The 12,381-nt window shown below is 48.4% G+C and carries 10 protein-coding genes; 7 read left to right on the top strand and 3 right to left on the bottom strand.

Annotated features, from left to right (window positions below; all coding sequences use genetic code 11):
- Positions 1–21: 21 nt before the first annotated feature.
- The 4 genes from Pan161_RS27100 (at position 22) to Pan161_RS27085 (ending at position 5,010) form a co-directional block, all read left to right on the top strand.
- The gene (locus Pan161_RS27100) at positions 22–1,296 is read left to right on the top strand and encodes a DUF1501 domain-containing protein (RefSeq protein ID WP_145231870.1); all 1,275 of its coding nucleotides are present in this window, start codon (positions 22–24) and stop codon (positions 1,294–1,296) included.
- 135 nt (positions 1,297–1,431) lie between these two features.
- Positions 1,432–1,998 carry a sigma-70 family RNA polymerase sigma factor gene (locus tag Pan161_RS27095; protein ID WP_145231869.1) on the top strand — a complete coding sequence of 189 codons (567 nt, stop codon included), beginning with the start codon at positions 1,432–1,434 and terminating at the stop codon, positions 1,996–1,998.
- Positions 1,991–4,141, top strand: coding sequence for a DUF1549 and DUF1553 domain-containing protein (locus tag Pan161_RS27090; RefSeq protein WP_145231868.1), 2,151 nt, complete (start codon positions 1,991–1,993; stop codon positions 4,139–4,141). The genes Pan161_RS27095 and Pan161_RS27090 overlap by 8 nt, the downstream gene beginning before the upstream one ends.
- A 116-nt stretch (positions 4,142–4,257) precedes the next feature.
- Positions 4,258–5,010, top strand: coding sequence for an SDR family NAD(P)-dependent oxidoreductase (locus tag Pan161_RS27085; protein WP_145231867.1), 753 nt, complete (start codon positions 4,258–4,260; stop codon positions 5,008–5,010).
- 4 nt (positions 5,011–5,014) lie between these two features.
- Here the strand turns inward: Pan161_RS27085 and Pan161_RS27080 are convergent, their stop codons facing one another.
- The 3 genes from Pan161_RS27080 to Pan161_RS27070 all read right to left on the bottom strand — a co-directional run bounded on the left by Pan161_RS27080 (position 5,015) and on the right by Pan161_RS27070 (position 7,885).
- Complete coding sequence (locus tag Pan161_RS27080; protein ID WP_145231866.1) at positions 5,015–5,419, bottom strand: PilZ domain-containing protein; 405 nt, start codon at positions 5,417–5,419, stop codon at positions 5,015–5,017.
- Between the two features lie 164 nt (positions 5,420–5,583).
- Entirely contained in the window at positions 5,584–6,933 is a 1,350-nt protein-coding gene (gene trkA / locus Pan161_RS27075) for a Trk system potassium transporter TrkA (protein WP_145231865.1), read from the bottom strand.
- A 55-nt stretch (positions 6,934–6,988) separates the two neighbouring features.
- Positions 6,989–7,885: an ABC transporter permease gene (locus Pan161_RS27070; protein WP_145231864.1), complete on the bottom strand. Its 897-nt coding sequence runs from the start codon at positions 7,883–7,885 to the stop codon at positions 6,989–6,991.
- 339 nt (positions 7,886–8,224) lie between these two features.
- Between Pan161_RS27070 and Pan161_RS27065 the strand changes: the two genes are divergently transcribed.
- From Pan161_RS27065 to cobA, 3 genes are all read left to right on the top strand, one after another.
- A complete protein-coding gene (locus tag Pan161_RS27065) occupies positions 8,225–8,887 on the top strand; it encodes a hypothetical protein (protein WP_145231863.1) in 663 nt (220 codons plus the stop codon).
- 328 nt (positions 8,888–9,215) lie between these two features.
- Complete coding sequence (locus Pan161_RS27060; protein WP_145231862.1) at positions 9,216–10,463, top strand: DUF1207 domain-containing protein; 1,248 nt, start codon at positions 9,216–9,218, stop codon at positions 10,461–10,463.
- Positions 10,464–10,647: 184 nt separating this feature from the next.
- Entirely contained in the window at positions 10,648–12,177 is a 1,530-nt protein-coding gene (gene cobA / locus Pan161_RS27055) for a uroporphyrinogen-III C-methyltransferase (protein WP_145231861.1), read from the top strand.
- The last annotated feature ends 204 nt before the right edge of the window (positions 12,178–12,381 follow it).

Raw genomic sequence — 12,381 nt, 5'->3', positions numbered from 1 at the left:
TCAACAAAAGAGGCCTTTACAATGACTATTCTGAATCCTTACGGAATGACGCGTCGCCACTTTATGAAGCATGTCGCAGGAGCAGCGACTGCGATCCCTACGATGCACTTTCTGTCGCATCTGGAAGCGAATGCCAGTCAGGTTAAAAAGCAGCAGAAAGCCTGCATCCTGATCTGGATGGCCGGTGGACCTCCTACAATTGATATCTGGGACCTGAAACCAGGTTCAAAAAATGGTGGTGAATTTAAGCCAATCAGCACCAAGGGTGACATGCAGATTTCGGAACACATGCCTAAGACTGCTCAGGTCATGGACAACCTGTCCCTGATTCGTTCCATGAGTACACGTGAAGCGGATCATGCCCGTGGTACTTATTATATGCACTCAGCCTACGTGCCTAACCCCACAGTGGTGCATCCTACATTTGGTTCGGTTGTCAGTTATGAACTGGGCGCTCGCCGCAAAGAACTGGATATTCCTTCTTTCATTTCGATCGGTGGCAGCCGGGGAAGTGCGGGATTTCTGGGAATGTCCAACTCACCGTTCGTCGTCTCCAGTAATGGTACGATTCAGAACGCTGAAATCAATACGACAGAACAGCAGCGACTGGGACAGCGTCTCGATATGCTGCAGGTGCTGGAGTCTGGTTTCATTAAATCTAAACGTGGGGAATCTGCCAACTCCCATAAAGACATCTACAAGAAGGCTGTCAACCTGATGACCTCCAAGCAGATGGAAGCATTTAAGGTCGATCAGGAACCAGCTGCTTTGAAAGAAGCCTATGGTACCGGTAACTTCGGCCAGGGTCTGTTGCTGGCCCGTCGTCTGGTAGAAGTCGGTGTTCCTTTTGTGGAAGTCTCTGCCTCAGTCGGAAGCTGGGATTTGCATCAGGGAGTTTTTAATTCGTTGAAAGATCAAAACCTGCCACAGCTGGATATGGGGATTGCTGCCCTGGTCCAAGACTTGAAGCAGCGTGCAATGCTGGATGATGTCACAATCGTCTGTATGGGCGAATTCGGCCGCACACCGCGGATCAACCAGAATGTGGGACGTGACCACTGGGCTGCCAGCTGGACTGCCATGGTGGGTGGTGGTGGAATGAAAAACGGTCAGGCTGTTGGTAAAACCGATGCGGATGGTATTGGTATCGAAGGTAAGAGTTATCTGCCTGGCGATCTCTGGGCAACCGTTGCTCACTCCCTGGGGATTCCTCTGGACATCGTGCACACTTCGAAACGTGGTCGTCCTATGAAACTGGCCAATGGTGGAACTCCAATTAAAGAACTGATTGGTTAATTCCATTCGCGTGTAAACGAAAGACAATTTTTGGAGCCAGAAAACAGCGGATGCTCAAACAGGGCTTCCGCTGTTTTACTCTCGGCTGCGAACAGGTTAAGTCAATCTGCATTGAAGTAATGAATTGGAACTACATTGACAAGTTCGACTGATCAACCTGTGTTTCTGGAAACTGCTTCGGAACAGGGCCGCGAATTTATCGCCTTGTTCACAAAGCACCAGCGACGGATTTATCTGTATATTCTCTCGATGGTACCCTATCCATCTGAGGCGGAAGAAATATTGCAGAATACCAATCTGATCATCTGGAAAAAGGCCCAGCAGTTTGAGGTCGGAACCAATTTTTTTGCCTGGGCCTGCCAGATTGCACATTTCGAGATCCTGAAATTCAGAAAAAAACGGGGCAGGGACAAGCATCAGTTTAGCGATGAATTCGTTTCACAGGTGGCAGAAGCCGTTGAAGAAAATCAGGATGTTTTCGAGTTACGACGGACAGCATTAACCCATTGTCTCAGTAAATTGCGAAAGAAAGACCGAGAGTTGATTCAAAGACGCTATCAGGGTGATAACCAGGGCAAAGACCTGGCTGGTGACCTGGGACGCCCGGCCAACTCCGTGTATCAGTCACTGGGCCGCGTCAGACGTACTCTATTTGAATGTATCAACCGTTATATCGCTTCAGAGTCCTATAGTCATGAGTAAGAAAGAAGTAAAATTAGCTGAGCTTTCCTTGCTTATGGAAGCGTTGTGCGAAGAGCGCCTTTCTTTGTCGGAACAGGCACGTCTGGAAGAAATCGTGCTTTCCGACCCCGATGCAATGCAGTTCTATTTGAATTATTCTCACCTGCATGGCACACTGCACTGGGATCAGGCTCAGGGGGCAGAAGAACAGATTCCCGAAGCGACTCCCGTTTCTGAAACTGATCTGCCCGAAACCACCCCCTCTACACCCGCTCTGCGTAGAAAATATCTGGTGCCCGGGCTGACGGCAGCTTGTGCGCTGGGTTTCATTCTGTTCGTCTGGACTGCCTGGTTTCGGCAGTCACAACAACCGGTCGTTGTCGAAAACCCAGCTGATCAGAAGGAACCAGTTGCTGCGGGAAATGCCGTTGAAACACAACTGGCTGCACAGAATAACCTACACCGCTCATTTCAGATCGAAGCCTCAAAGCACCCCATGCTGCAGGCGCAACAGAATGACCGTCTGCAATCGACTGGAAATCAACCATTGGTTGCCATGAAGCCGGAACGGGTGCCTCCCGTAGAAGCGCTGCCTGCATCAGCGCCAGATGAAGCCATTGTGACGTTTATCAACGACCGAATTCAGGATGGCTGGAAAGCCGCGAATATTGAGGCTTCACCCTTTGCGACGGATGAAGAATGGGTTAGACGCGTCTATCTTGATGTAATCGGTCGCATTCCAACGACTGCTGAAGCGGAACAGTTTTTGAAATCGAAACAACCAGATAAACATCAGCAACTGATTCAGAAGTTGACTGCCAGCCCGAGTTACGTGACGAACTGGTCCACAATCTGGACACGACTGTTAATTGGCCGCACGATGTCGCGTGATATCAATCGACGTGCCTTGCAGGATTTTCTGGTTCAGAGTTTTGCGGACAATCGCCCCTGGAGCGATATCGTTTTTGATCTGGTTTCCGCAGAAGGTGACGCCGATACCAATGGTGCGACTAATTTCCTGCTGGCACATTTGAACAATGAAGCGGTGCCAGCAACCGCGATCACCACACGTCTGTTTCTGGGTACACAGATTCAATGTACCCAATGTCATAATCACCCCTTTAATGACGCCACCCAGAGCCAGTTCTGGGAAATCAACAGTTTCTTCAAACAGACAAAAGTCGTTCGTAAAAAAATGCCGCCCAAGGCCGGGGAAAAGCAGGCGTCTCAATTAGCTTTGGTTTCTCTCACCAAAGGGGGGACAACCTTTTATGAGACACGCCAGGGACTGATGCAACCTGCGTATCCTGAATATGCCGGGGTGAAAGTTTCCGATGCTCCCAATATCAACCGGAGACAGGAACTGGCAAAACTGATGACATCAGGAGACGATCAACAGCTGGCCCGCGCGATGGTGAATCGCATGTGGGCACACTTTTTTGGCTATGGATTCACCAGACCTGTGGACGACATGGGCTATCATAATTCACCAACGCATCCTGAATTGTTAAACGAGCTGGCTCACCAGTTTGTTGACAGTGGGTATGATATTAAGCAGTTGATTGAGTGGATCTGTCTGTCAGACGCCTATCGCCTGAGCAGTCAATTCGCTTCAGATAACGAGTCTGATAATCCGGATGATGGTAGTACTCCCAATTTCAGTCGTATGTATGTCAAGCAAATGACTGCAGAGCAGTTATATGACTCGCTGCAAGTGACAGCAAATCCTGCGTTGGTTGTCACCGACTACTCCAACGCCTGGAGCAAGATGCAGAAGCGTGATCAGTGGCTACAGCAGTTTGTCTACACGCATGAGAATGAAGAGAATGATGAGACAACTACATTTGACGGGACGATCACCCAGGCTTTAACCATGATGAATGGTCAACTGGTGAGGAACAGCCTGGATGTGAAACAGGAAGGAAGCATTCTTGCATCGGTGCTGAAAGAACGCAGTCCAGATAACAGGATTAAAAAACTGAGTCTGGCTGCATTGACACGTTATCCCTCATCGAAAGAACTGGCTGAGTTAAAGCGTCTTGTGAAAGAACGAACCCGATATTTAACCAATCAAAATGTCCCTCCTCAGACTGCCATTCAGCAAAGCTATCAGGACATCTACTGGGCTTATCTGAATTCAAATGAATTCATACTGATTCATTAGCCTGGATAGAGTTTAAGTAATTTTCACCGCTTGCAGATTCATTCCGGAACTGATATAGCTGATCGCTGCAGTTATTTTCAATTCTGGAAACTAAAGCGACAGAGCAGGTGAGTTCGATGTCCGATCGTTTATTTAACAAAGTTGCTGTCGTCACGGGGGCAAGCAGCGGAATCGGCCATTCCATCGCCGAATATTATCTGACCGAAGGGGCAAAAGTCGTAGCGTTTGCCCGGAGAGTGGAACCTCTTGAAGAGCTGGAATCCCGTTATCCCGCCCGCACGCTGATTGTAGATGGTGATGTAACCAGCGCTGCTGACCTGAAGCGGTTGTCCTCTGCAACCGAACGACGATTTGGCCGTGTCGATATTCTGGTTCCCAATGCAGGTCTGGCTCGAGTCATCCCGATAGAGGACTCATCTCGTGATGCGATTGACGAGACATTTGAGGTCAATTTTCATGGGGCATTGCAGACGGTTCGCACATTTCTGCCTGTTCTCAATGAGAAGGCAGCCATCATTTTTATTACAACCTTTCTGACCCAGGTTGGCTTTCCTGGTCTGGCTGCTTATTCCGCTTCGAAGGCTGCTTTAAAGTCTTTGGCGCAGACATTGGCAGCGGAACTGGGACCTCGGGGAATCCGGGTCAATTCGATCGCCCCGGGCCCGGTAGCAACTCCTTTATGGGATTCTGTCGGACTGGATCCTGAGCAACTCAACGCAGTGGCACAGACAGTAAGCTCAAGGTTGATTCCAGGAAAATTCAGTCAACCTGAAGAGATCGCCGAGGTCGCTGTATTTCTGGCTTCTGATGCTGCCCGAAATATTTATGGCCAGGAAATTGTCGTTGATGGTGGCTATACCGTCGGCTGAATATTTATGTTTTATAATGGAGTGTTGCTGCAAGGGGGCCCGGATTATGCTCCAGATATGACTTCAGGGTTCTCGACTGTTTGGCTGTGAGAGAGACACACATTTCGCATCCAGTGGTATACTGACCCAGTACAGTCAATTTCTGCCACATGACTTTCACTGTTGAGTTGAAAAGATGTTCGCCCGAGTGATGCACCTGGATCAGAAGTGTTTCCCCGATGGAAAGCGGTAGATCCAGCAGAATACGAATCCCATCGAGTGAGACATCATATAAGACTGCATTGAGTGGTTCACTGCCGCCGTTTTCTCCAGAGCGTAGCAGGCGAATTTCAGGACCTGCCTGCAGTCTCTGGTGTAGCCGTCGCTCTTCACCCGAACGTCTGTTGGTGGATTTTCTCCGGTCAGTCATGAACTATTCCTGCTGTCTGTCTTCCTCATACCAGTCCTGATACATCAGGTGGTATGAGATGTAAATCGGAAGATGCTCTGCAAGTCAAGTATAGGTCATGAGATGAATCAGCGGGTTGGGGAGTCACAAAAAAAGTGAGGATTTCCGCCGCGAGTCTGACTATATCAGTTTTGCGGCTTTACCGGTTTGAAAAGTGGCAGGATTTCATTCAGATTGTCCTGTTCACACAGCAAAATGACAGTATCACCTGCCTGGATCTGGTCATCAGCACCGGGGACTTTGACACAATCTTCTTTGACTACTGCAGCAATGAGCGCCTGCCTCAGTTTGAGATCTTTGAGTCGGGCTTGTGTGATGGGGGAATTTTTTCTGACTTCTACTTCCAGAATGGCGGAGTTGCCTCCTCCAATTTCAGAGTGACTGATGATCGGCCCTGTCTGAACCATTCCCATAATCTGTCGTGTGATGACTTCCCGGGGGCTGACAGCGACATCGATCCCCAGTTTTTCCAATACGTTTGCATAGTCCGGACGTCTGACGATACTCATAATACGATCCGCGCCGAGTTCTTTGGCTTCCACACCACACACGATGTTGTCCTCATCACGACCGGTTGCAGCGATGAAGACATCTGCTTTCCCCACTCGCGCTTCTTCCATCTCCGTACGACGTGTCGCATCGGCATGAAGCACCGTAGTGGAGTCCAGGTGTCGAGAGAGAAAGTCGCAGCGTTGAGGGTCTGCTTCCAGGATGGTTACGGAGTACTCTTTCTTCTGTAGAATTCGTGCGAGGTTGAAGCCAATATTTCCACCGCCGGCAATAATTACCCGAAATTTCAAGGCGCGCTTGTGCTGGAACATACGATGTACCTGGTCGATATTTTCCTGTGTGCCAATGAGCGTGACGATCTGGCCGGCTTGAATAATATTATCGGCGCCTGCAATGGAAGTATTGTTGCCGTCGGAGATCAACCCGACGCGAACTCCACTGGGAAGCTTGAGATTTTTCAGCTCAATGCCATCGGCTTTCACACCCGGTTGTACATCCAGAACCTGAATGACCACTTCACCCCGCGCAAAGTTTTCGACGGCAAACATACCGGGTTCACCGATTTCCTTGGCCAGTTCCAGGGCCGTCAGATATTCCAGACTCAGCAGTCGGTCAATGTTGAAATGCCGCTGGTAGTCGAACGTACTCAAATTCAGATAGGCATGGTTAAAGACACGAGCAACACAACGTCGTGCCCCCATGGCTTTGGCCAGACTGGCTCCTACCATATTAACTTCATCCTGGCTGGTCACTGCCAGACAGATGTCGGCTCCCAGTACTCCTGCCTGAAATAGAATGGCTGAATCACAGGCAGAACCACAGATTGTCTGTACGTCGACCCGCTCTTCAATCAACTCCAGAGCGGCTCGTGATTTATCAATGATCGTGACATTGTGTTGCGCGGCACAAAGAGTGTCGGCAACAAATGTGCCCACGGTTCCTGCACCCATAATTACGATATTCATATAAAACTCAACAGACTTCTGTTTTATGGACAGGCCTAACCAGCAAGACAGGATCTCAGCTGCTTGCGCTGCGATAGCTGTTTAAAGACCATTTGAAGATATAACGTGAAAGAAATAACATCAGCAGTGTGATAGAGACCGAAACCAGGGTGATCCAGGATGGCTCAAGTGCTTTGGAAAGCAACTGGCGCGCGGGTACGGTTACAACGAGCAGAATGGGAATGATATATGAGAAAGCAAACTGCAAAATTTCACCAGTCGGGGAACCACTGTAGATACTCCGTGGATAACGTGCAAAGACCGTAATGTAAAACCAGAAATCATATAGTCCCTGATTGCGGCCGAACCAGATACTGCTGCTGGCCAAGGCGATCATCAGGCTGTAAAAAAAAGCCACTCCCACAGCCAGGAGCAGGCAATACATTAAGATCTGGCCGGCGCCCAGGAAGCAGAAACTGAGAATCGTCAGCCATGCTCCTGCATGGACCAGTTCCTGAAAGAGTTGGATGGCAGTTTCCAGATGAACTGTTTCCAATAGAGAGTAAACCAGGAGCGCTCCCGCTAGCAACACCTGGTTTAACATCGCCAGGTTTACTTTCTCGAAAGAAACCAGGAATTGAGTGTCGATTGGTTTTAACAGTACAAAGTCCAGATTTCCATTTCGAATCAATTCACTGAAATTGGCACAGTTAGGCATGAAGAACGTTTCTACGAAAGCGTTGATCAGCATGCCCGTCGCCATGAAGGCAAAGTACTCATCTCGGGTCCAGTCATTGATGGAGTTGACATTCCGATAAATGATATCAAATAAAATCAGCTGGGCCGCAAACCAGAATCCGCGTGTGACGACAGTAATCAGCAGATTACCACGGAATGTCATTTCACGAATCAGGGAATTACGGAGAAAGGTGATCCAGACTCGCCCGTAATGGGGACGGGGATTACTTGCCATTAGATGAAATACTTTCTACGCGAATCAATCTCTGGTAAATCACTGTAGTTCTTAACATTCCGGTTATCGAACTGTATTTTATTCGATTCTCGCCGAGAAGTCTTCTCCAGCCGGTCATTCTGAACAAGTAAACTAAAGATGTGTGTTAAACTGTTTGGAATAAGGAGCTTATAAAGAACATTCACAAGCTGATGTTTAAAGAAATAATCCAGATTCACTTAAAATTCTGTTGGGAAAATGCATCGGAATTCAGGGAGAATGCAGTGCGACGCGCATTTGGCGTGTAAACTTTGGGAAAGGGCTCTGTTATCAGTCTTGCTGAATCTGAAGGTATGAGTAATGAACAAACTAATCTGTATTTCTCTCGTGAATCGTAATTATTCCAGTCCTCTTATGCTGGGATTAATGATGTTTTTGAGTGTGATGACCCAGACTGCGTCAGCACAGAATGATCCCTTTACTCCAGAGGCCAATACGCAAGAGCTGTCACCTCAACAGCAGGAGATAGATGCTCAGGAGATGTTAAAGGGAGTTGAGAAGCTCGTGCTGTCTCAACAGAGGCGGGTTGCAAAAGAAGTCATTCGTAAGTATCCCAAATCGAAAACTGCCAAAATCGCTGAATTACTTCTGGAAGAGTACAGTCGCTTTGACCGGTTGAAAGAAGTGGATGAAGCTGCAGAAGCAGCCTGGAGGAATGAAGTGCGAAATCACTGGTTTGTAGAGCGAAATCCAGTACATAATTCCTGTTTCTTTACGATTTTGGAAGGAACACAAGTTAGCCCCGCTCTGATCATCAATCGGTCGAAGACGCCTGTTTTATATGAAATGAAAGGCCCATCAATGCCTTGGAATGGTCCCTACCGGTTACGACCCAGTGAATCGCACGACTTTAACTATCCGGTTCAGATCCGTTTCTTTTCTGATCAGGGGGTGGTTGTCAAACATCTCTCGCAAGGACAAACTTTGCAGCTCAACGAAAAAAATACTCTACATATCAAATAATAATACGCAAGTTCTGGATTAAAATGTGAGATTTCTCACTAAGTTCTTTGCAATACCAAAGCGGTCAACATCGATAAGCACGGCTCGTAAGTGATTTGATATTCATATCTTGAGCCGTGTGTTCGTTCTTAAATCAGGTCGATTTAAAACGCTCAGTTGATAATGAATTCCCCTTTTCGCCTGATGGGATTGTCGCTATACTTCGCCCGCATTTCTCATCTACCCCTTGGTAGAACTCCTCTCTCAATGCGCAACTTATCTACTCCTCTCACTTACCATTTCAGTCACAGCAACTTACTGCTGCGGTTCACAATAAGGAGCCTCGCAGGTGAGGTTATTTATTCCAATATCATTACAACGCTTCCTGTGGGGGGTGCTGGTTAGCGCTGTCTGTGCCAATCTAGAAGCGCAACAGTTTGCCAGTTCACAGCCATTTATGGCTCCTTCTCCGCATGCAGCCGGACTTCAGCAACCCAATCAGGGGCCAAGCCAGGCGCAGCTTTACCTTGAGAATCAATATACGAATCGGCAACAGAATCCGATTCAGCTGGGAATCCCATTGCATCACAACGAACCAGTAAGAACCGCTGGCAGACAGCAGGATATCACCCGAAATTTACCCCCCCTCTATTCCCAGTCTAGAAGAGAATCTGATTTACTGCCGAACCAGATTCAGCAGATCAATTCTTCTCAACCAGTGTTTCCTTCTACATATGAATTGTATCCGGAGAGCTCTGAATACCCTGAGTTTGGTACCATGACCGATCCCGAGGGAACTTATACCGATTCCATTGAACAATTATGTGCCGAAAGCTGCTGGGGATGGACAGTCTTACCCACCGACCTGCTTTATAAATCTTATCTGGCAGGACCGAAGGAATCTCGATTGGCACTGGCTATCCTGCATGAAAAAGACATCGGCTGGCAGATGGAACTGGAAGCGGGGGCACGGGTTGGTATCTTAAGATATGGCTCCATAACTGATGGAGTACTGGAAGGCTGGCAGTTGGATATTGAAGGTGCAGGTCCTCCACGTTTAAATATGGAAGAGGAAATGGATCTGGATGCGACCGATTTCCGTGTCGGTGTTCCATTAACCTGGAGACGAGGTGCCTATCAGGCGAAGTTTGCCTATTACCATACGAGTGCCCACGCTGGAGATGAATATATCGAGCGGAATCCCGGTTTTCAGAGAATCAATTATGTACGGGATGCGTTTGTCCTGGGCGGTGGTTATTTTCCCGATCCCGATTTAAGGCTCTATGCCGAAATTGGTTATGCCTTTAATACGGATGGTGGTGCACAACCCTGGGAACTTCAGTTTGGGGCCGAGTTCAGTCCTGTTGAACATTCCGGGATTTTCGGGGCTCCCTTCTGGGCTATCAACGGTTATTTGCGCGAGGAAGTGAACTGGGGCGGGAATGTGAACATCATGGTGGGCTGGCAATGGCGTGGCGATCGAAACAATCATCTGTTTCGAATCGGTCTGCAGTACCTGGATGGAAAAACCATGCAATACGCGTTTTTTAACAACTCAGAACAGTTTGTGGGTTTTGGTACCTGGTATGATTTCTAACGATCGTGTTTATCACTGTGTTGTTTCAATGACGATCAGGGACCACTTAAATCTCAATGACTTGAGAAATATCTGACTTCCACAGCAGGCGGTCGCTGCTGCTCGCCATCCTTGAAAACTCTGCTATAATATCGCTTTACATCTATATTGAAGCGTTTTAGTCTTGTGGAGTGATACAAAGCTGATGACCCTGGGGAAAGTCTATTTAGTCGGTGCAGGTCCCGGGGATCCCGGTTTGATTACCATTAAAGGCATCGAATGCCTTAAGCAGGCCGATCTGATCCTGTATGACGGGCTGGTAAATCCACTTCTGCTGGAACATGTCTCTTCCGAAGTGGAGCGTAGCTGTCGGGTAGCCGAAGGTTGTGAAAATCGTCGTGTTCTGAAACAGGACGAAATTAACCAACGTTTAATTGCCGCTGCCCGAGAAGGAAAGACTGTAGTACGATTAAAAGGGGGAGACCCTTTTATTTTTGGTCGGGGCAGCGAGGAAGCGGCGGCATTGCGTGACGCCGGTATCGAGTTCGAAATCGTTCCAGGGATCACCGCGGCAACAGCAGCTGCCGGCTATGCGGGCATCTCAGTTACGCATCGTGCGCATGCATCAGCGGTTGCCTTGATCACAGGACACGAAGATCCTACAAAACCTGATTCTTCTCTGGACTATGAAGCGCTGAGCCGCTTTCCCGGAACTCTGGTATTTTATATGGGGTTGCATAATCTCAAACATATCGTGAGTTCACTAATTCAGGCAGGCAAATCAGGTGAAACACCGGCCGCCGCCATTAGTCGTGGTACGACACCTTTTCAAAAAACAGTTCAAAGCAGATTGCAGGATTTACCCGAATCTGTGCAGAAAGCCAAGCTGGTTGCGCCGTCACTGATTGTGATTGGCGAGTGTGTCACTCTGCGGGATCATATTGCGTGGTTTGAACAAAAACCCCTGTTCGGGCTGCGGATTGGGATTACCCGTTCCGAAGATCAGTCCGAATCCGAAATTCGGCAGGCAATACGCCTGGGCGCACAACCGGTGTTGTTACCCACGATTGAGATCAGCAAACCTGCAGACTGGGCTCCCGTCGATCAGGCAATCTCGCGACTCGATCACTATCAATGGCTGGTCTTTACCAGTGCCAATGGCGTGCGGTATTTTATGGATCGTTTATGGGATCTGGGCTTTGATTCCAGGCAGCTTGCCCATTTAAAAATTGCTACAATCGGTCCGTCTACGGCGGAGGCACTTCTGGCATACCGACTGCGGGCTGATTTGACACCTCCTCAGTATCGGGCAGAAGCCCTCGCAGAAGCCCTTAAGCCATTGGCGGCCCAGCAGAAATTACTCTGGGCCGGAGCCAACAGAGGACGCGAGGTATTACAGACCGAACTGGCCGAAGTTTCAGCAACAGTTGAGAAAATTGTGGTTTATGAAAATCATGATGTCTCCGCCTGGAATGAAGAAAGTCTGAGTTTGCTGGAATCTGGTGAAGTCGACTGGGTGGGATTAAGCAGCCCTTCGATTGCCCGAAATTTTGAACGGCTGTTAACGGATGCGGCACGAGCACAACTGGGAAAAACAATCAAACTGGTCAGTATCAGCCCGGTCACGAGCCAGGCAGCTCTGGAAGCAGGATTGCAGATTGACGCTGAGGCGAAAGACTACCATTGGGATGGGATTTTCGAGGCAATTCAGGAATATGCATCACGAACATCCTGAAAACATGCATCGGGAAGGCAACCTAAATCGGACATAAAGGTTGCTATTGACCTGAATTGAAATATTTACGATATTGCCCACCCGGGAATTGAGAAGGAAAGGACTCAGAACTTCAATTTGAACTCTGAGTCAATGAAATCCAGATTTCCTGCACGTAAAATTCTGAATCATTGATCACATTGTCAGGCCAGGGAAGGCTAAACT

The sequence above is a fragment of the Gimesia algae genome (genome assembly GCF_007746795.1).
Lineage (GTDB): Bacteria > Planctomycetota > Planctomycetia > Planctomycetales > Planctomycetaceae > Gimesia > Gimesia algae.
Note: the sequence above shows the minus strand (reverse complement) of the source record. Positions and strands in the feature narration are given on the sequence as shown.

Coding starts and splice junctions, on each gene's coding strand:
- cobA (WP_145231861.1), top strand. CDS start 10,648: ATGACCCTGGGGAAAGTCTATTTAGTCGGTGCAGGTCCCGGGGATCCC.
- Pan161_RS27085 (WP_145231867.1), top strand. CDS start 4,258: ATGTCCGATCGTTTATTTAACAAAGTTGCTGTCGTCACGGGGGCAAGC.
- Pan161_RS27080 (WP_145231866.1), bottom strand. CDS start 5,419: ATGACTGACCGGAGAAAATCCACCAACAGACGTTCGGGTGAAGAGCGA.
- Pan161_RS27100 (WP_145231870.1), top strand. CDS start 22: ATGACTATTCTGAATCCTTACGGAATGACGCGTCGCCACTTTATGAAG.
- Pan161_RS27070 (WP_145231864.1), bottom strand. CDS start 7,885: ATGGCAAGTAATCCCCGTCCCCATTACGGGCGAGTCTGGATCACCTTT.
- trkA (WP_145231865.1), bottom strand. CDS start 6,933: ATGAATATCGTAATTATGGGTGCAGGAACCGTGGGCACATTTGTTGCC.
- Pan161_RS27065 (WP_145231863.1), top strand. CDS start 8,225: ATGAACAAACTAATCTGTATTTCTCTCGTGAATCGTAATTATTCCAGT.
- Pan161_RS27090 (WP_145231868.1), top strand. CDS start 1,991: ATGAGTAAGAAAGAAGTAAAATTAGCTGAGCTTTCCTTGCTTATGGAA.